Annotated in this window: 19 protein-coding genes; 17 read left to right on the top strand and 2 right to left on the bottom strand. The window is 51.3% G+C overall.

Annotated features, from left to right (window positions below):
- The first annotated feature begins 93 nt into the window (after positions 1-93).
- The 11 genes from AC5E51_RS01525 (at position 94) to AC5E51_RS01475 (ending at position 9,631) form a co-directional block, all read left to right on the top strand.
- Complete coding sequence (locus AC5E51_RS01525) at positions 94-1,428, top strand: Na(+)-translocating NADH-quinone reductase subunit A (protein WP_491777995.1); 1,335 nt, start codon at positions 94-96, stop codon at positions 1,426-1,428.
- A 2-nt stretch (positions 1,429-1,430) separates the two neighbouring features.
- Positions 1,431-2,642, top strand: a complete 1,212-nt coding sequence (locus AC5E51_RS01520; protein ID WP_491227068.1) for an NADH:ubiquinone reductase (Na(+)-transporting) subunit B — start codon at positions 1,431-1,433, stop codon at positions 2,640-2,642.
- Positions 2,632-3,429: a Na(+)-translocating NADH-quinone reductase subunit C gene (locus AC5E51_RS01515; RefSeq protein ID WP_076516188.1), complete on the top strand. Its 798-nt coding sequence runs from the start codon at positions 2,632-2,634 to the stop codon at positions 3,427-3,429. The genes AC5E51_RS01520 and AC5E51_RS01515 overlap by 11 nt, the downstream gene beginning before the upstream one ends.
- A 1-nt stretch (position 3,430) precedes the next feature.
- Entirely contained in the window at positions 3,431-4,093 is a 663-nt protein-coding gene (locus AC5E51_RS01510; RefSeq protein ID WP_491777994.1) for an NADH:ubiquinone reductase (Na(+)-transporting) subunit D, read from the top strand.
- A complete protein-coding gene (gene nqrE, locus AC5E51_RS01505) occupies positions 4,090-4,707 on the top strand; it encodes an NADH:ubiquinone reductase (Na(+)-transporting) subunit E (protein WP_245820096.1) in 618 nt (205 codons plus the stop codon). The genes AC5E51_RS01510 and nqrE overlap by 4 nt, the downstream gene beginning before the upstream one ends.
- Before the next feature lie 10 nt (positions 4,708-4,717).
- The gene (gene nqrF / locus AC5E51_RS01500) at positions 4,718-5,941 is read left to right on the top strand and encodes an NADH:ubiquinone reductase (Na(+)-transporting) subunit F (protein ID WP_308790108.1); all 1,224 of its coding nucleotides are present in this window, start codon (positions 4,718-4,720) and stop codon (positions 5,939-5,941) included.
- A gap of 271 nt (positions 5,942-6,212) precedes the next feature.
- Positions 6,213-7,358: an acyl-CoA desaturase gene (locus AC5E51_RS01495; RefSeq protein ID WP_491777993.1), complete on the top strand. Its 1,146-nt coding sequence runs from the start codon at positions 6,213-6,215 to the stop codon at positions 7,356-7,358.
- A 174-nt stretch (positions 7,359-7,532) separates the two neighbouring features.
- Positions 7,533-8,204 carry an SDR family oxidoreductase gene (locus AC5E51_RS01490; RefSeq protein WP_491777992.1) on the top strand — a complete coding sequence of 224 codons (672 nt, stop codon included), beginning with the start codon at positions 7,533-7,535 and terminating at the stop codon, positions 8,202-8,204.
- Positions 8,205-8,236: 32 nt separating this feature from the next.
- The gene (locus tag AC5E51_RS01485; protein ID WP_076516192.1) at positions 8,237-8,593 is read left to right on the top strand and encodes a hypothetical protein; all 357 of its coding nucleotides are present in this window, start codon (positions 8,237-8,239) and stop codon (positions 8,591-8,593) included.
- 22 nt (positions 8,594-8,615) lie between these two features.
- Positions 8,616-9,269: a hypothetical protein gene (locus AC5E51_RS01480; RefSeq protein ID WP_068442906.1), complete on the top strand. Its 654-nt coding sequence runs from the start codon at positions 8,616-8,618 to the stop codon at positions 9,267-9,269.
- A 107-nt stretch (positions 9,270-9,376) separates the two neighbouring features.
- Positions 9,377-9,631, top strand: a complete 255-nt coding sequence (locus tag AC5E51_RS01475) for a hypothetical protein (RefSeq protein ID WP_068442909.1) — start codon at positions 9,377-9,379, stop codon at positions 9,629-9,631.
- Between the two features lie 26 nt (positions 9,632-9,657).
- Here AC5E51_RS01475 and AC5E51_RS01470 read toward each other — a convergent pair whose 3' ends face one another.
- Positions 9,658-10,959: a saccharopine dehydrogenase family protein gene (locus tag AC5E51_RS01470; RefSeq protein WP_491777991.1), complete on the bottom strand. Its 1,302-nt coding sequence runs from the start codon at positions 10,957-10,959 to the stop codon at positions 9,658-9,660.
- Positions 10,960-11,165: 206 nt separating this feature from the next.
- Between AC5E51_RS01470 and AC5E51_RS01465 the strand changes: the two genes are divergently transcribed.
- The 5 genes from AC5E51_RS01465 (at position 11,166) to AC5E51_RS01445 (ending at position 14,298) form a co-directional block, all read left to right on the top strand.
- Positions 11,166-11,498 carry an ArsR/SmtB family transcription factor gene (locus AC5E51_RS01465; RefSeq protein WP_301377362.1) on the top strand — a complete coding sequence of 111 codons (333 nt, stop codon included), beginning with the start codon at positions 11,166-11,168 and terminating at the stop codon, positions 11,496-11,498.
- Positions 11,499-11,508: 10 nt separating this feature from the next.
- Positions 11,509-11,991 carry an arsenate reductase ArsC gene (locus AC5E51_RS01460; protein WP_301377360.1) on the top strand — a complete coding sequence of 161 codons (483 nt, stop codon included), beginning with the start codon at positions 11,509-11,511 and terminating at the stop codon, positions 11,989-11,991.
- Positions 11,991-13,001 (top strand): ACR3 family arsenite efflux transporter, encoded by a 1,011-nt coding sequence (gene arsB, locus AC5E51_RS01455; RefSeq protein WP_301377358.1) that lies wholly within the window; start codon positions 11,991-11,993, stop codon positions 12,999-13,001. Before AC5E51_RS01460 ends, arsB begins: the two co-directional genes overlap by 1 nt.
- Complete coding sequence (locus AC5E51_RS01450; RefSeq protein WP_491777990.1) at positions 12,988-13,509, top strand: DUF6942 family protein; 522 nt, start codon at positions 12,988-12,990, stop codon at positions 13,507-13,509. The genes arsB and AC5E51_RS01450 overlap by 14 nt, the downstream gene beginning before the upstream one ends.
- A 63-nt stretch (positions 13,510-13,572) precedes the next feature.
- Positions 13,573-14,298, top strand: coding sequence for a DUF599 domain-containing protein (locus AC5E51_RS01445; protein ID WP_217693593.1), 726 nt, complete (start codon positions 13,573-13,575; stop codon positions 14,296-14,298).
- 14 nt (positions 14,299-14,312) lie between these two features.
- On the opposite strand, the gene putA is transcribed toward AC5E51_RS01445, so the two are convergent.
- Positions 14,313-17,516 carry a bifunctional proline dehydrogenase/L-glutamate gamma-semialdehyde dehydrogenase PutA gene (gene putA / locus AC5E51_RS01440; RefSeq protein WP_491777989.1) on the bottom strand — a complete coding sequence of 1,068 codons (3,204 nt, stop codon included), beginning with the start codon at positions 17,514-17,516 and terminating at the stop codon, positions 14,313-14,315.
- Between the two features lie 442 nt (positions 17,517-17,958).
- Between putA and AC5E51_RS01435 the strand changes: the two genes are divergently transcribed.
- Entirely contained in the window at positions 17,959-18,366 is a 408-nt protein-coding gene (locus AC5E51_RS01435; protein WP_491777988.1) for a hypothetical protein, read from the top strand.
- Positions 18,367-18,464: the final 98 nt, after the last annotated feature.

The following is an 18,464-nucleotide window of genomic DNA, read 5'->3' as shown; positions in this document are numbered from 1 at the left end:
TGCGTGAATCTACGCTTTTTGGTACCCGATACCTCAAAGTGTACTTCTGTACGCCTGAGGAAGACAGAATCCAAACGTGATTAGGCGAGGCATATGATCAACATTAAAAAAGGTCTCGACTTACCAATCACCGGTAGCCCTGAACAGAAAATTTCGGACGGTCCTAAGGTTACTCAGGTAGCCGTAGTCGGTCCGGACTTCGTTGGTATGAAGCCAACGATGGCTGTTCAGGAAGGTGATCGAGTCAAGAAAGGCCAGGTGGTATTTACCGACAAGAAGACCGATGGCGTTCAGTACGTCGCTCCGGCCTCTGGTGTGGTAAAAGCCATCAATCGCGGCGAACGCCGTGTTCTCCTCTCCGTCGTTATCGAAATCGATGGCAACGACGAAGAAACCTTCGACAGTTATCCAGCTGACAAGCTTGCAACTCTGAGTGCAGGCGATATTGAGAAGAACCTCGTAGCATCCGGTCTCTGGACCACGCTGCGCACGCGTCCTTTCTCTAAGGTGCCAGAACTGGGTAGCCGCCCAGAGGCCATCTTTATCAATGCGATGGATACCAATCCTCTGGCTGCTGATCCTCAGGTTGTGATCAGTGCCGATGCGGAAGCCTACAAACAAGGCGTTACTATCATCAGTCGCCTCACTGATGGTAAAACCTACGTCTGTAAAGCACCGGGTGCGTCTGTACCAAGCGCGGGTGTTGAGCAGGCTGAAGAATTTGGTGGTCCGCACCCAGCGGGCCTGACGGGTACGCATGTTCACTTCCTGCATCCAGTGAGTGAAAGCCGTACCGTCTGGAGCATCGGCTATCAGGACGTTATCGCGATCGGTAAGTTGTTCACTACGGGTAAGCTGAGCACTGATTGTGTCGTTGCTCTGGCTGGTCCTCAGGTGAAGAACCCGCGCCTGGTTCGCACTCTGACCGGTGCATCCCTGGCTGAACTGACCAAAGGTGAGCTGAAAGACGGCGAGAACCGTATTATTTCTGGTTCTGTATTTGGTGGCCGCAACGCTGCTGGTGATCTTGCCTTCCTTGGCCGTTATCACACTCAGGTATCCGTGCTGGAAGAGGGCCGTGATCGCCCAATGCTGCACTACCTGCGTCCAGGTTTCGATCGCTTCTCAGCGATGCCTATCTACGTCACCAAACTGATGAAGAAAATGTTCGACTTCACCACGACCACTAATGGCTCTGAGCGAGCTATGGTGCCGATCGGTACGTACGAACGTATTATGCCACTTGATGTTCTGCCGACTCAGCTGCTGCGTGCGCTGATCGTCGAAGACATGGAGAGTGCCATTGCTCTGGGTGCACTGGAGCTGGATGAAGAGGACCTCGCGCTGTGCAGCTTCGTCTGCCCGGGTAAGTACGAATACGGTCCAATTCTGCGTAAGAATCTCACCAGAATCGAAGCGGAGGGTTAACCATGGGTTTACGTAGTATTCTCGACAATCTCGAACCTCACTTTGTTAAAGGTGGTAAGTTCGAAAAGATGTATCCGCTGTACGAGGCAATCGACACAGGTCTGTATTCGCCTCCAAGCGTGACAAATAACACAGCGCATGTACGTGACGGCATCGACCTGAAACGCATCATGATTACCGTATGGATGTGTACCTTCCCGGCCATGTTCTTCGGTATGTACAACATTGGTCTGCAGGCGAACGATGCCATTGCAGCGGGTGCGGGAACGCCGCTTGAAGGCTGGCGTGAAATGCTCATCGCAATGCTTGGCGGTGGTGCCCATGACGCTTCCAGCCTCTGGGATAATATGGTCTTCGGTGCGGCTTACTTCCTGCCGGTTTATGCCGTTACCTTTATCGTGGGTGGCTTCTGGGAAGTCCTGTTCGCGACTATCCGCAAACACGAAGTGAACGAGGGGTTCTTTGTAACTTCGGTGCTGTTTGCTCTGACCTTACCGCCAACGATTCCGCTTTGGCAGGTTGCTCTGGGTATTTCCTTCGGTGTTGTGATCGGTAAAGAGATCTTCGGTGGTACAGGTAAAAACTTCCTGAACCCAGCACTGACGGGTCGCGCCTTCCTGTTCTTTGCTTACCCAGCCAATATGTCGGGTAACGCAGTATGGACTGCGGCAGACGGCTACACAGGTGCAACGGCACTGGGTCTGGCTGCTGAAGGCGGCGTTGAGAAAGTGGTTGAATCCGGTATTACCTGGATGGACGCCTTCCTTGGTTTTGTACCAGGGTCTATGGGTGAAGTAAGCACGCTGGCCATCATGATCGGCGGTGCAGTACTTCTGGTGATGAATATTGCTGCATGGCGAATCGTTGCCGGTGTCATGATCGGTATGGTTGCGATGACCCTGCTGCTGAATGCCGTAGGTTCTGATACCAACCCACTGTTTGCAATGCCTTGGTACTGGCACCTGGTTGTAGGTGGTTTCGCGTTCGGTATGTTCTTTATGGCAACAGACCCGGTATCCGCTTCAATGACCAACAAAGGTAAGTGGTTCTTCGGTGCACTGATTGGTGTGATGGTGGTGATGATCCGTGTGATCAACCCAGCGTACCCAGAGGGCATGATGCTGGCGATTCTGTTCGCTAACCTGTTCTCACCACTGATTGACCATTTCGTGGTTCAGGCAAACGTTAAACGGAGGGTGGCACGTGTCAGCTAATAACGACAGCATCCAGAAGACACTCATCGTTGCAGTTCTGCTGTGTCTGGTGTGTGCAATCATTGTTGCAGGTGCGGCGGTTTCACTGAAACCTCTGCAGGTTGCGAACAAAGTTGAAGACAAAAAGAAAAACGTTCTGGCAGCTGCAGGTATGTTGCAGCCAGGCGTGAGCGTTGAAGAGCAGTTCAAGAAAATCACGACCCGTATCGTGAATCTTGAAGAAGGTCGTTTTGCGACGGAAGCCGAGCTGGCTGAAATCAAGGCCGCCGGTCTTGATCCGCAGAAGTACGATCAGCGTAAAGCCTCTAAAACGCCTGAATTGTCCAAGCCTCTGTCTGGTGATGAAGATCCGGCCAGCATTAAGCGCATGGAAAAGTACGCTGAAATCTACATGATCGAAAACAACGGTGAAATCGAGAAGATCATCCTTCCGATTCACGGCTACGGTCTGTGGTCGACGCTGTACGGCTTTATCGCACTGAAAGGCGACATGGATACCATCGTTGGTCTGGGTTTCTACTCTCACGCAGAAACACCAGGACTGGGTGGTGAAGTCGACAACCCATCGTGGAAAGCGATCTGGGAAGGTAAAGAGGTTTACGACGATAGCGGCGACGTTGCTATCAAAGTTGTGAAGGGACCTGCGGAGCCGGGTAACCCATATCAGGTCGATGGACTCTCTGGTGCTACTCTGACAAGCCGTGGTGTAAGCAGCCTCGTGCGTTTCTGGGTGGGCGACCGTGCTTTCGGCAGTCTGCTAACCAAACTGAAAGAACAGGGAGCCTGAGATGTCACAGATTAAAACTGTTCTGACTGAACCGCTCTTCAGTAAGAACCCGATTGCTGTACAGATCCTTGGTGTCTGTTCTGCACTGGCGGTAACCACAAGTCTGCAGGTGACACTGGTAATGTGTCTGGCACTGACTTCGGTAACCGCGTTGTCTAACACGGGTATCGCACTGATCCGGAATCACATTCCGAACAACATCCGTATTATCGTACAGATGACCATCATTGCCTCGCTGGTAATCGTGGTAGACCAGGTACTGAAAGCCTTCGCTTATGAAATCAGTAAGCAGCTGTCGGTATTCGTTGGTCTGATCATCACCAACTGTATCGTAATGGGTCGCGCAGAAGCCTTCGCTATGAAAAATGGCCCGGTTCTGAGCTTCTTCGACGGTATTGGTAACGGCCTTGGTTACTCGGTTGTACTGATTACGGTTGCGGTGATTCGTGAGCTCTTTGGTGCGGGTAAGCTGCTGGGCTTCGAGATTCTGCCTCTGGTCACCGACGGTGGCTGGTATCAGTCTAACGGTCTGCTGCTGCTGCCACCTTCAGCCTTCTTCATCATCGGTGGTTTCATCTGGGTACTGCGTACCTGGAAGAAAGATCAGGTGGAAGAATCTGAATTCAAAATCCTGCCAAACACTGAACACAGCGGAGGTCACTGATGGAACACTATATCAGCCTGCTGGTTAAGGCAGTCTTTGTTGAAAACATGGCGTTGGCCTTCTTCCTGGGGATGTGTACCTTCCTCGCGATCTCGAAGAAGATTCAGACGTCTCTCGGTCTCGGTATCGCGGTTGTTGTTGTACTCGCGATTACAGTACCTGTTAACAACCTGATCTATACCTACCTTCTGAAAGAAGGTGCGCTGGCATGGGCCGGTGAAGAGTTTGCTCAGGTCGACCTCAGCTTCCTGGGTCTGCTGACCTACATCGGCGTTATCGCGGCGATGGTTCAGATCCTTGAGATGGTGCTCGATAAGTACTTCCCATCACTGTACAACGCCCTGGGTGTATTCCTGCCGCTGATTACGGTGAACTGTGCGATTCTCGGTGCCTCTTTGTTCATGGTTGAGCGTGACTACAGCTTTGGTGAATCAACGGTCTACGGTGTAGGCGCAGGTGTCGGTTGGGCACTGGCGATTACTGCACTGGCAGGTATCCGTGAGAAGCTGAAGTACAGCGACGTACCGGCAGGCCTTGAAGGTCTGGGTATTACCTTTATGACGGTTGGCCTGATGTCTCTTGGCTTCATGTCATTCTCTGGCGTATCACTGTAAGGAGTCGGTTGTGGATATAGAAATCATACTCGGCGTTGTGATGTTCACCGTGATTGTACTGTCACTGGTGTTCATCATCCTGGGTGCTCGCAGCAAGCTGGTTAACTCCGGTAAGGTAAAAATTCTGGTGAACGGTGAGCGTACCGTTGAAACAGAAGCCGGTGGCAAGCTGCTGAACACACTGGCAGCCAATAATATCTTCCTGTCATCAGCCTGTGGCGGTGGCGGTACCTGTGCGCAGTGTAAGTGCATCGTGAAATCTGGTGGTGGCGAAATGCTGCCTACAGAAGCGTCGCACTTTACCAAGGGTGAAGCCCGTGAAGGCTGGCGTCTGTCTTGTCAGGCACCAGTTAAGCAGGATATGGAAGTGGAAGTGCCTGAAGAGGTCTTCGGTGTTAAGAAGTGGGAAACCACGGTTGTATCTAACCCGAACATGGCGACCTTCATTAAAGAGCTGACTCTGGCACTGCCTGAAGGCGAAAACGTTGACTTCCGTGCTGGTGGTTACGTTCAGCTGGAGTGCCCTCCGTACGAGATCAACTTCTCTGACTTCGACATCGAAGAAGAGTACCGCGGCGATTGGGAGCGTTTCGGCTTCTTCGATCTGAAAGCGGTCAACAAAGAAGACACCATCCGTGCTTACTCGATGGCGAACTATCCGGAAGAGAAGGGCGTTGTTAAGTTCAACATCCGTATTGCTACGCCGCCTCCGGGCAGCAAAGGCATTAACCCGGGCATCATGTCGTCTTACGTCTTCAACCTGAAGCCAGGCGACAAAGTGACGGTATACGGTCCATTCGGTGAATTCTTCGCGAAAGATACTGACGCTGAAATGGTGTTCGTGGGCGGTGGTGCTGGTATGGCTCCAATGCGTTCACACATCTTCGATCAGCTGAAGCGTCTGAACTCTAAGCGTAAGATCAGCTTCTGGTACGGTGCACGCTCGCTGCGTGAACTCTTCTATCAGGATGAATACGATCAGCTTGCAGAAGAAAACGACAACTTCGAATGGCATGTTGCTATGTCTGACCCTCAGCCAGAAGATAACTGGGAAGGTCTGACCGGCTTCATCCATAACGTACTGTATGAAGAGTACCTGAAGGATCACCCGGCACCGGAAGATTGCGAGTTCTACATGTGTGGGCCGCCAATCATGAACCAGTCGGTGATCAGCATGCTGGAAAACATGGGTGTTGAACCCGAGAACATCATGCTTGATGACTTCGGTGGCTGATTACCAGTTGCCGTAAAGAGAACCGCGCTTCGGCGCGGTTTTTTTATGTCCGCAAATGGCACTGTTGTTGTGCATTCGGGCCTTGAACTGTTGATTAAATGGAAAGAGTTATTTGAACTGGGCCAATCTGACGCCATATTTACACTAAACAATGACTTAACACCGGATTCAGGACATCCATAACTGACTAATTCCGGTATCATGTCGCAACAGTGTAATGCTCCATCGCTACACTGCGTAGAGTAACTGACGTAAACCAACTGAGTTGTCTATGAGTAAATCAGTACAGAAAGAAAAAGCCCCCATTAACTGGACGGCGACCATCATGTTCATCGTGACGACAGGCGTTGCCGTCACACTCGTACCTTGGTACGGCATGACCTATGGCTACGAAACTTCAACCTGGGTCTCCTACCTGGTGCTGACCTGGATTACCGGCATGGCGATTACTGGCGGTTACCACCGTCTTTGGTCTCATAATGCTTATGATGCCCACCCGATTCTGCGTGTCTGGTACGCGCTGTGGGGTGCGGCAGCGCTCGAGAACACCATCCTCGACTGGTGTTCTGGCCACCGTGTACACCACCGTCACTGTGACGACGTGGATAAAGACCCGTACTCTGCGAAGCGCGGTTTGTGGTTCTCTCACATGGGTTGGATGATCCGCGAATACCCAAGTGGTCGCGTAGATTTCGCTAACGTGAAGAACCTGATGAAAGATCCAATCGTTATGTGGCAGTACAAGTACTATGTGCCTATCGTTTTTGCGATGAACATTGGTGTACCGCTGGCACTGGGGCTGATCTTCGGTGATGTATGGGGCATGCTGCTTCTGGCGGGCTTCCTGCGCATCGTGACGACTCACCACGTAACCTTTTTCATCAACTCGATAGCTCACAAGTGGGGCTCTCAGCCATACACGGATGAAAACACAGCGCGTGACAATGCATTCTTTGCATTCCTGACGCACGGTGAGGGTTATCACAACTATCACCACATCTTCCAGACTGACTACCGTAACGGTATCCGCTGGTTCCACTGGGACCCAACCAAGTGGTTCATCAAAGGTTGCTCATACGTTGGTCTGACCAGCAATCTGCGCACGGTTCCGGATTTCAAAATCCGTCGTGCCATGGTGAAGATGCAATTCAAACGCGCTCAGGAGAAGCTTGCGAAAGCTGAGAACTCTGAGAAGTGGACTGAACTGCTCGAGAAAGAATACGAGAAGTACCACGCTATGCTGAATGAATGGGCAGAAGCACAGAGCGAAAAAATCGATGAGACGCGCAAGCAGCTCAAAGAGAAGTGGGAAAAGAACGCGATTCGTCAGCAGTACCACGAGCTTGAAGAGCAACTGCACGAACAGAGCCAGCGTATTAAGTCTCTGATGGCTGAATATAAGGCATCTGTCGCTTGATGCGGATCAGATTCTGAGTAACTCAAAAAACCGCGCCTCGGCGCGGTTTTTTTATTGCCGTTAAATTGTACCTGAATACAGGTTTCTGTATTTCGTTTGCAAAGTATCAGTAGGGAAGACGTGCGATTCCAGAATCGTTAGACTTGCGTCTATCAAATTGTGGAAGGGCAGATCATGGCAAACATCGTAATTACTGGGGCGAACCGGGGAATTGGACTGGCATTGGCGAAGCTTTACGAAGCGCGCGGTGACTCAGTTACAGCGGTTTGTCGCGAAACCAACGACGAGATCGAAGAGATCGCCGATCAGGTGCTGTCAGACATCGATATTACGAATGAAGAACAACTACCAGGCATTGCCATGGTGCTGGACCGGATTCTTGATGATCCCATCGACGTACTGATCAACAACGCAGGCTTATTCACTAACGAGACTCTGCACGATCTCGACAGTGATCGCATTCGCGCACAGTTCGAAGTGAATGCCATTGCTCCATTAATGGTGACCCGTGAGCTTCTGCCGTTAATGGCTGAGGGTACTAAGATTGCGAATATCACCAGCCGTATGGGTTCAATCGAGGACAATACCTCAGGCGCGTACTACGGCTATCGTGCTTCAAAAGCGGCGGTCAATGCTATCGGTAAAAGCCTCGCGAATGATCTGAAAGAGCACGGCGTAATGGTCGCTCAGATTCATCCGGGCTTCGTGCAGACGCGCATGGTTGGGTTTAACGGCGATATCTCGCCAGAGCAGGCCGCAGAAGGTATCGCTGCGCGCATTGACGACCTGACCCTCGAAACAACAGGTGGCTTCTGGCACTCTAATGGCCAGCCGTTACCTTGGTAAGTCACCTTCAGGGATTCAAATAAGGATTCACTATGAAACCGCGTATTTTAAAAAAACACCACAGCCGTTACCTTGCTGAGTTTCTGGTTGAGTGCAGCCAGAACCCTGAGTGGACGAAAAAACTTCAGGGATTAAACGAAGAAAACAAACTCGATACGGCCGTTGAAGGGTTACCGAAAGAATTTCTTGAAGACTTTCCGGAAGCCGAGCAATACAACCTGGCCTACAGTGTTGAGCGAGTCGACCTGAGTGAAGTCCCTCGCGCGGCTTCCTGCTGGTGGCCGGTCGACGAAGAAACGCATTACTACGTTGCGTACCCAACGGCGTTTCCTGAAGCGAAGCTGTATCTGGCCATCGACTTTGATGATCATTCAGACTGCTGTCATTAATTGATATCCCTAAGGAAGCTGCATGACACCCGATGAATTGCACGAGCGTTTGCGTGCACAGAGAGATCTGTTTAACGAAGAGCACTCGACGCGCCTTCACCGCGCAATCAGCTGGTGGCGTGCAGCCCAGGACCAGCAGGGCAATGCAGACCTGCAATTCATCACTGCGTGGATTTCTCTCAGTGCCTGTTGCCTGACGGACGAAAGCCAGCCGGGTAACAGCAGCTTCCTGAAACTGATCGAACAGTTGGTCTCCCTCGACAAAGAACAAGCCATCTACGAAATGCTCTGGCACCAGTACTCTGGTTCAGTAAAAGCCTTGCTCAAAAACCAGTTTGTGTATGGCCCGTTCTGGGAAGCACAGCGTCAGGTTGCGGTGAATCCAACCGCAGAAAGCGATTGGAAAGAGCGCTTTGAACGCTCATCGGTCGAAGCATTGAACTGTCTTAGCCGAAAGAAGGTCCCTGAGTTGCTGGCACTGACGCTTGAGCGTCTCAGTGTACTGCAGGAGCAGGTGATTGGCGGTGGCGCGACCTTCAACAGTCGTGTGAACCGTGAGCAGGTCGAAACCGGCTCAAGTCTGCTGATGACACTTTTGCCTGTCGTTCTGAACATCATGCTTGAGCACCCGCATGAAGACTGGGGTACGTTGGCATTTCCTGTAGTTTCCAATTAGTCTCTCATTAGATTCCAGACAGTTTCAGGCTGAAAGCACTGAACCTGTTGCTCATTTCTTAGTCATAACGATTACCTTGTTGGGTATTCTCCCACTAAGGAGAGGTTATGAAACATAGAAACAGTGAGGAACATCGTATCGAACAACGTCTGCGCAGAATCGAAACACAACTTCAGGATATTCTGATGGCACTTGATCACCAATCGTCCGAGCGTCCTGGTGACGATGATCAGAGTCTGCTTGATAGTGCCCTGCGTGAACTCCAGAGCAACCGAGATGATATTGCTCTGAGACTTTTTGCCATGGAAGCGGCGAATGATCCTGAGCATGGACCGGAATCAGACCCAGAGCACGACATATAGAAAACTCTGGGCCTCTGGCGTAATTCTTACGCCGCTTTTTCGTCGGCGGACTCCGCCGGCGTGATGTCTTCAAACGTCATATTGGCGTTCTTCTGAAGGCGCTCCATAAAGACTTCACCAAACAGAGAACCCGGCGTCCAGAAGCCACCTTTGCCCCAGCGTTTTTTACCACGGTTGTGGTAGTCGAGTGCCAGGCAAACAGCCGCTTCGCCCAGCATTTTGCCGGTGAAGCCGTAGCCCGGATCTTTGTCGCCGGTCACTTTGGTAGCAATCACGGGTTCTTTGCCGTGCTTGTAATCTTTATCGTAGCCGTAGAAACGGATATCAAAGTAACCGCTTTCCTGCTCTTTAGGAGATGGTCCCTGGCCTGGTTTAGGCAGAACGAATTTTTCCAGTAAAGCACGGGTTGGCTTGATGGCGGCACCCACGATAAAAGCACCCAGTCCGAGTGTCATGGCTTTGGCCATGCGACGACCTTTCGCGCCTTTGCCTGTCAGCATGCCCTCGTTATAAAGGAAGCGCTCACCGTATTCTTTTTCGAGTAACGCATTGGTGCGATGAACCACTCGGGTGTTAATCGCCGCCATAATGAAAGGCATACCCCAGGCATTCGAAGCACGATCAAAGAAGGCACCTTTAATATCGGGCTGTTTCGCGCGGAAACCATGATCCGGCGGACAGAGGGAGTAGGGGTTAGCGAGTTCTTTTTTCAGTGATGGGTTTGCCATTACCTCTTTCGTCAGTTGCAGCATACTTGCGATGGTACCGCCTGACATTCCGCCTTTGGCCGCCTTAACACGCATCTCGACTTTGCTGACGGTGTGGCCGACTTTTTCTTTAGCCAGCTCTTGCAGGTGGCGCACGCCCATATCTGATGGAATGGAATCAAAACCACAGCAGTGAACGATACGTGCGCCGGTTTCTACCGCCTGCGACTCGTATTTATCCAGCATACGTTTAATCCACTGTGGTTCACCGGTGAGGTCGCAGTAGTCAATGCCGGCGTCAACACAGGCTTTTACCAGTGGTTCACCATACAGAGCGTAGGGGCCCACAGTAGATACAACCACGCGGGTTGAATCGCATAGCTCGGCCAGGCTGGCTGCGTCGGCAGCGTCGGCAATGATGTATTCAACGTCTCCGGCATCGTCACCGAGAATCGGCGCCAGTGTGCCGCGTACCTGCTGAAGCTTGCGCTCAGAACGGCCAGCAATTGCCCATTTCAGATCTTTGTTCCAGCCGTATTGCGCAGCGATGTAGCGGGTGAGAATTCCACCCACAAACGAAGTGGCACCAAAAATAATGACGTCATACTTACCGCGTGGCATGTATCGCTCCTTAAGCTCAGTCAAAAGAGGGGTTGAGAAAGATGAGATAACACTAGCAGCCTTTTAGTTACTTGAAAAAGGGGCAATCCGGCCGTTTGGCAGAGGTAAAGTTTGCATATACGGAAAAACATATATATGGTTTGGCGTATGTATTGGCTGGCAACTTCTGGTAAAGGCTACGAGTCGAAATAGAAGGCTTAAAAACAATGACACCCGTTGAACTCATGAAACTGCTCGCCGATGAAACACGGCTGACCTCAGTGATTGCAATGAAATCAGGGCCAAGGTGCGTCTGTGACCTGATGGAGATACTGCAACTCAGCCAACCCAAAGTATCCCGGCATCTGGCGATTTTACGCGAAGCCGGTCTGGTCGAGACCGAGCGTCGCGGCCAGTGGGTTTACTACTCCTTAGTACCTCAGCTACCTGCGTGGGTAGATCAGACCATCAACGCGCTGGCACCTGTCGTCATCGAGTCCGTAATGGAATCCACCCCCGGAATAACGCTCACCCCTGGAGAACCGTCAGCGTGCTGCTGACGTCTGACTTATGAAAATACTTTTTATCTGTACCCACAACCGTTGTCGCAGCATCCTCGCTGAAGCACTGACGCGTCATATTTCTGAGGGCAGAATTGATGTCCGAAGCGCCGGTAGCCAGCCTGCAGGTGTCGTGTTTCCGGGCACATTGAAATACCTCGAAAGCCAGAATATTTCCACTGAAGGTCTTGTCAGCCAGAGCTGGGATGACCACGAAAGCTTTGCTCCTGATGTGGTGATCACCGTGTGTGACAGCGCAGCGGGCGAAACCTGTCCGGTCTGGTTTGGCAATGCAGCACGGGTACACTGGGGCTTACCTGATCCATCAAAACTACCAACAGAAGACATGCAGCAAGGCATGTTCAGAGAAGTAGGGGAGATGATGCAGCAGCGCCTGTCTCAACTGGCTTCTGCATCATTGAATGAGCTTACTGATAAAGAATCACTCGAAGCCGCGATCGGGCAGCTTCTCACACCGGAGCGTTTTTCCTGATGGGTATTTTCGAACGTTATCTTTCTGTCTGGGTCGGGCTTGCCATTATTGCAGGTATCGGTGCCGGTCTTTTTATGCCCGAGGTATTTCAGGTAGTAGCTGATGCTGAGGTTGCGAATGTTAACCTGCCGATTGCGGTACTCATCTGGTTGATGATTTATCCGATGATGATGCAAGTCGATTTTGCATCGATCAAAGACGTCACTAAACAGCCACAAGGTCTTGCGCTCACACTGGTGATTAACTGGCTGGTTAAACCATTTACCATGGCGGCACTGGGCTGGTTGTTCTTTCATCACATATTTGCGGATCTGGTGTCACCTGCCACCGCACAGGAATACATCGCAGGCATGATTCTGTTAGGCGTTGCGCCATGCACAGCCATGGTATTTGTCTGGAGCCACCTGACACGCGGCGATGCGAACTACACCCTGCTGCAGGTATCGGTGAACGACGTCATTATGATTTTTGCATTTGCACCGATTGCGGGTTTCCTGCTCGGCGTCTCCGATATTGAAGTCCCGTGGGAAACACTGCTGATCTCAGTCGCCTTGTATGTGGTATTACCATTAATCGCTGGCGTTATTACCCGTAAAGCGCTGGGCGCTGACGGTGTGGCACGCTTATCTGAAACCTTAAAGCCGCTGTCTATTATCGGTTTACTTGCGACCGTACTTATTCTGTTTGGCTTGCAGGCGCCGCGCATCGTTGAGAATCCTCTGGATATGCTGCTGATCGCCATTCCTCTGCTGATTCAGACCTACGGTATTTTCGCGATTACCTACTTTATTGCGATTCGCCTGAAGCTTAAGCATAACGTCGCTGCACCTGCCTGTATGATCGGCACCAGTAATTTCTTTGAGCTTGCGGTTGCGGTCGCTATTGCCTTATTCGGCCTGAATTCGGGTGCTGCACTGGCGACGGTTGTAGGTGTTCTGGTTGAAGTTCCTGTGATGCTCTCGCTGGTTGCTTTTGCTAATCGTACTAGGCATTGGTTTGAACCGTCCTGATATGACCAGAGCGCTTGCTGATGATGTCGGCTTAGGTGACCCGCAGGCGACATTGCGGGTATACCTTGCTAACCGACCGTCGCTCGAACCCTTCGCTTATCCGGGCGATGTCATGCCTCTGGCAGACGGTGACATTGCTCAGATCAATTCGCACGAAGGTAATCACTGGCGAAAAATTTTTAATGTCTTTGCCAAGTTTCTGTATGAACTGAAATTTAACGGTACCGAGGATTTCAGTTCCTGGCAGGATTACCGCGACTCCCTGATGCTCCAGCCGGGAAGCCAGGTTGCTCTCTGTTATGGGGCTCCTCGTTATGAAGCGCCAGGCAGTCAGATTATTCTGATGGGCAAGCAGTTCGCTGAAGAATGCGGATTTTTTAAAACGAATGGTGCAAAATGGCTCGACAGTAGATTTGCAATTAATGATGCCGGTGTGATTGTGTGCCCGTACTTTGATTACCGCCAGCTATCCGACGAACGTATTCGTTACCTGGTATCTCTGCTGTAGGGTTCAGAACCTACCTCAAGACAAGGGAGCACAGCTCAAATGGCAGGGTTTGCAGAAATAGGCATGTTGAATTTTATCAGCCTCGGCTGGTTAATCTTCTGCTGGTTTGGTTACGCTAAATTTGCTCACTATCGGGCTAAGCGTTCTGCGTCTTTGTCGTCGGTACTGCACGTGCATCGTATTAACTGGATGCGGCGCATGCTCAAGCGCGAGATACGTGTTGGGGATGCAGCGCTTCTGGCAAATATCGAGCGTAACGTAAACTTCTTTGCTTCATCATGCGTGCTGATCATTGCCGGTCTCCTTACCGCACTGACCGCAACCGATAAAATCAGCGCTATGCTCAGTACCGTCTCGTTTGTTGAAGGCGATTCACTGACCGAGCTTGAGTTTAAACTGGCAGTGCTGGTAGTCATCTTTATCTACGCCTACTTCACCTTTACCTGGTCAATGCGTCAGTTTGGTTTTGCCTCGGTTTTAGTGGGCGCTGCACCTATGCCTGACGACAATTCGGTGACTCCCGGTGATCGTCGCAGTATGGCGCTATACAGTGCAAAAGTGATTGATCAGGCCAGTCACAGTTACAACAACGGGCTGAGAGCCTTCTACTTTTCGATGGCCGCACTGAGCTGGTTTGTCTCTGAGTGGGTGTTTATGGGCACCGCAGCATTAATTACCGCTGTGCTGTATTCACGCGAGTTCCGTTCCAGCTCTCTGAAGGCGCTTAAGCAGGCTGAAAACGTGGGCGATAAAATCTTTACTGACGACAAAGAGCTTTATCGTCAGTAATCCTACCTGCTGCTTCAGCTTTGATTCTTTTTCCGCAACAGCTCAGCGTTACCACCAATCGCACTGGTGTTAACACTGACAGTACGTTCGCAGGCAAAACGTTTTACATAATCGGGCCCACCCGCTTTCGGGCCAGTGCCTGAGCGACCCAGGCCGCCAAAGGGCTGTACACCCACCACGGCGCCGATCTGATCGCGATTAATATATACGTTGCCTACGCGAGAGGTGCGCGCAATAAAGCCCGACACTTCAGGATTGCGGGAATGCACAGATAAGGTCAGACCGAATCCCGTGTTATTAATATCTTCAATAACTTTCGGCAGGTCAGTGTTCTGGTAACGGATGACATGTAAGATCGGCCCGAAGTGCTCGTCGTCCAGTTCTGAAATTGATCCAATCTCGTACGCAACGGGGGCTAAAAAGAAACCTTCTTCGGGAATGTTATCGACTTGAGCCAACAGCTCGCCATGACTTTTTAAATGGCGGATATGAGCAAGCATACTGTTCTTTGCTTGCATCGAAATCAGCGGGCCGACATCGGTGGATATATCGCCTGGATTTCCCACCACCAACTCATTCATAGCACCTTTTAATAAGCGGATAACTTCATCGGCAATATCGGCTTGCAGATACAAGGCTCGCAATGCTGAACAACGTTGCCCGGCACTGCCAAAGGCAGAACGTAGAACGTCTTTAACGACTTGCTCAGGCAGTGCGGTCGAGTCAACGATCATCGCATTCTGACCGCCGGTTTCGGCAATAAATGTCGCGATGGGGCCACGACGATGGGCGAGATCCATCGCGATTTTATGGGCTGTTTTATGAGAGCCTGTAAAGGCTACGCCAGCAATGCGAGCATCGTTGCAGAATACATCGCCCAGTATCGGGCCAGCCCCCGGTACACACTGCAGTAATTCTTGAGGTACGCCTGCAGCATAAGCGAGTTCAACAGCACGTGCGGCAATCAGGCTGGTGGCTTCAGCGGGTTTAGCGATGACGGCATTGCCAGCGGCGAGTGCGGCACTGATCTGACCAATAAATATCGCCAACGGGAAATTCCAGGGGCTGATGCAAAACCACACACCGCGACCTTCATAGTGCAATTGGTTTAATTCGCCGGTCGGGCCGGGTAGGGCTATTGGCTCGGCAAAACCTTCATCAACAAAGCCCGAATAATAGCGACAAAAATCGACGGCTTCGCGAATCTCATCCAGGGCGTCCTGCAGGGTTTTACCAGCCTCACGCACACATAACATGATCAACTCATGTCGGTGGGTTTCGAGTAAATCAGCCAGGGTCAGCAGCCAGGTTTTTCGTTGGGCGGCAAACGCAGGACGCGGTTCGTTGTTCCAATGAGTAAAGGCGCGTTGGGCAGTATCAATAATGGCGTACACATCGTCTGGGTGCGTCCATTGCACCAGACCCACTTTGTCGTGTGCAGAGAAGGGGCAGCCCACTACGATATCCGGCTGATAAGTGGTCAGACTGCTGATTCTCACCTGAGGGCGAGCTTGCCACTGGTGAGATTTCCAGCGCTCTAAACCTGCGAGTAATGAATCGGTTTCATCGCGGTTATTCAGGTTGAGCCCGGCCGAGTTTTGGCGCGGTGCAAGAATATTGGCCGGCGCGGGAATGTCCGCTGCGGGCGCAAAATGGTGCTCGCGGGCAAGCTCCAGCGGTGACTGTGCCAACGATTCAGGGTTGATTTCAGACTTCCATAAGTGATGCACAAACGAAGTGTTGGCGCCGTTTTCTAATAAGCGCCGCACCAGATAAGGCAGCAGTTCTTTGTGCTCACCGACCGGAGCATAAGTACGCACGTAGTCTTTGCGTTTGCTTTGCCAGGCGTCATACAAAGGCTCGCCCATGCCTTGCAGGCGTTGATACTCGCAGACGTCGCTCTTGTTCTCGCTGCTGTCTCCCGGCGACAGTGCATCCGCCATCGCTGATACGGCCATTAAGGTGTGTGCATTATGAGTGGCAAACTGCGGATAAATGCCCGTGCTCTTCAGCATAAAGGCGGCACAGGCCAGATAAGAAAGGTCCGTATGTTCCTTGCGGGTGAATACCGGGTAACCGGGTAAGCCACGTTGCTGCGCCAGTTTGATTTCGTTATCCCAGTAGGCACCTTTGACTAAGCGAACCGGGATCTTCACCGCGTGCTCTCGTGCTAACGCATCAAGCCAGCCCAGCACGGGCAGAGCACGCTTGCTGTAAGCCTGCACTGCGAGGCCAATTTGGCCCCAGTCAGCGCCTTCGCTACGCAGTACCTGTTCAAATAATTCCAACGAAAGAATCAGCCGATCAGCTTCTTCGGCATCAATGGTGACAGGCACCGAGAGTTCACGGGCTTCACGTACCAGAGTTGCGAGGCGATCATAGAGCCTGACCTTAACGTCTTCGCGTTGGGTATCTTCATAACGAGGATGCAGAGCAGAAAGCTTAATTGAAAGCGAGCAGGGGCTTTTAGATGCACTAGTGGTTTTATTAGAGTCTTCGTTCTGAAGTGCGATCTCTTTTAACGCCGCGCGATAGCTGGCCAGATACTTCTCGGCGTCGTCATCACAGAGCGCTGCCTCACCCAGCATATCGAACGAAAAGGCATTCAGCTCCGAGTGCGTACGTTCGGCATTGGTACGAGCACTGCTGATGTCTTCACCCAGCACAAACTGATTGCCCAGCATCTGCATGGCATATTGCAGCGCATTGCGGATCACAGGTTCGCCGGGGCGGGTAATCAAGCGACCGAGTGCGTTTTTTAACCGTGCCATGCGGCCACTGACCGACAAGCCACGCGTTGCCATATTCACCCAGTGGGATGGGCTATGGCTCAGGTGCTTCTCCCAATCCGCCTGAGAGATCTCCGCGCGGATAAAGGCATCACGTGATGACTTATCCGGGATGCGCAGCAAAGCCTCGGCGATAATCATCAGTGTCAGGCCTTCGTCGTTATCCAGGCTGTACTCCTGCATAAACTGATCAAACAACGACAGCTCATCGGTATGCTCGCGCAACTCAGTGATCAAGCGACAAGCCTCACGCGACGCATGGGCCAACAAAGGCTCAGACATCTGCTCGGCCATCGAACGCACGAACTGAGTCTCGTCGGTGCAACCGCCTGTGTAATACCCTGCACGAATCAACGCCATCCAGCCCGACGCTGGCACCGCCGCCATCTTGCCCGTGAGCATACGTTCTGCACTGAAGCTCTCAGCCATAAGCCACCTTAGTTATGTGTTCCTTTTATAAGTCTAGGGCCAGATGGCAGGGGCTGCATCCTAGCAGTTGGCAAAAACTAGTAATAAAGTGCTAGATCGGCAATAAGCGATGCGGACAATCTGAATGTAAAGAGATGGGGGGTATCCATACAGTATGAATTGGAGTTTTTGAGCAAAACTGGCACGCTTTACATTCGCGCTTGCGCGTTTTGTCAGACGGTAGTACGGTAAATATCAGGCGAATCAGATACTTACAAACTTGGTTTACAAGTTTATGTGCCCGCGGTTATAGAAATAACAGGCGTGCGCGTTTTTCTGGAAGGGAGATTTGAATTATGGAAGATTTTTCAATCAGTTCAAAGAGTTACCTGGGAAACCTCGAAAGAGTGTCCCAGGATAAATGCGCACGCACACTAACAAGCTGTTATGAGTTCACGTAAAAATGGAAATCGAAAATTTAACGAAACTATTGCCCATAGCCGCCGGCGTTTTTATTTTCATTGCTGTCTTCAAAATGGGGCGAGCAGTGAGAGCCATTTCGGATCAAACGGAATATAACAGGTTGCAAGGACACAAACTTAAATTTAAATCGGCTGAGTTCAACGGAATAAACTATGGGCTTTGCCTAGAGTTTCTGTTATCTGAAAACCATTTAGGTTTTCGCTGCACTTTACCTTCATTTAACTTCGTAGCAAAGTACAGTGACATGGCAGTTTCTCGCTCTAAAGCTCTAATTGGCTATAGGGTTTGCTACCAAGTGCCAGGCATCGGGGAAATAAAAGTAAGTCAGCGCTTGGCAAATAAAATAAGTCAGCTATCAGATGGTAAGCTTTCCTATGAACACACATAACAAGGCGGTGTTGTCGCCTTCGGCTGGGACGCGCTAACGCGCGCTGATCTGTAACCACTTTCATGGACAGTTTTTTCTGTTCATTAAAGAGGTGCAGT

The sequence above is a fragment of the Thalassolituus sp. genome (assembly GCF_984348125.1).
Note: the sequence above shows the minus strand (reverse complement) of the source record. Positions and strands in the feature narration are given on the sequence as shown.

Excerpts from the sequence above, each read along its gene's own strand:
- AC5E51_RS01525 (WP_491777995.1), top strand. The coding sequence starts at position 94 with ATGATCAACATTAAAAAAGGTCTCGACTTACCAATCACCGGTAGCCCT.
- AC5E51_RS01520 (WP_491227068.1), top strand. The coding sequence starts at position 1,431 with ATGGGTTTACGTAGTATTCTCGACAATCTCGAACCTCACTTTGTTAAA.
- AC5E51_RS01510 (WP_491777994.1), top strand. The coding sequence starts at position 3,431 with ATGTCACAGATTAAAACTGTTCTGACTGAACCGCTCTTCAGTAAGAAC.
- AC5E51_RS01495 (WP_491777993.1), top strand. The coding sequence starts at position 6,213 with ATGAGTAAATCAGTACAGAAAGAAAAAGCCCCCATTAACTGGACGGCG.
- AC5E51_RS01490 (WP_491777992.1), top strand. The coding sequence starts at position 7,533 with ATGGCAAACATCGTAATTACTGGGGCGAACCGGGGAATTGGACTGGCA.
- AC5E51_RS01485 (WP_076516192.1), top strand. The coding sequence starts at position 8,237 with ATGAAACCGCGTATTTTAAAAAAACACCACAGCCGTTACCTTGCTGAG.
- AC5E51_RS01480 (WP_068442906.1), top strand. The coding sequence starts at position 8,616 with ATGACACCCGATGAATTGCACGAGCGTTTGCGTGCACAGAGAGATCTG.
- AC5E51_RS01475 (WP_068442909.1), top strand. The coding sequence starts at position 9,377 with ATGAAACATAGAAACAGTGAGGAACATCGTATCGAACAACGTCTGCGC.
- AC5E51_RS01470 (WP_491777991.1), bottom strand. The coding sequence starts at position 10,959 with ATGCCACGCGGTAAGTATGACGTCATTATTTTTGGTGCCACTTCGTTT.
- AC5E51_RS01465 (WP_301377362.1), top strand. The coding sequence starts at position 11,166 with ATGACACCCGTTGAACTCATGAAACTGCTCGCCGATGAAACACGGCTG.
- AC5E51_RS01460 (WP_301377360.1), top strand. The coding sequence starts at position 11,509 with ATGAAAATACTTTTTATCTGTACCCACAACCGTTGTCGCAGCATCCTC.
- arsB (WP_301377358.1), top strand. The coding sequence starts at position 11,991 with ATGGGTATTTTCGAACGTTATCTTTCTGTCTGGGTCGGGCTTGCCATT.
- AC5E51_RS01445 (WP_217693593.1), top strand. The coding sequence starts at position 13,573 with ATGTTGAATTTTATCAGCCTCGGCTGGTTAATCTTCTGCTGGTTTGGT.
- putA (WP_491777989.1), bottom strand. The coding sequence starts at position 17,516 with ATGGCTGAGAGCTTCAGTGCAGAACGTATGCTCACGGGCAAGATGGCG.
- AC5E51_RS01435 (WP_491777988.1), top strand. The coding sequence starts at position 17,959 with ATGGAAATCGAAAATTTAACGAAACTATTGCCCATAGCCGCCGGCGTT.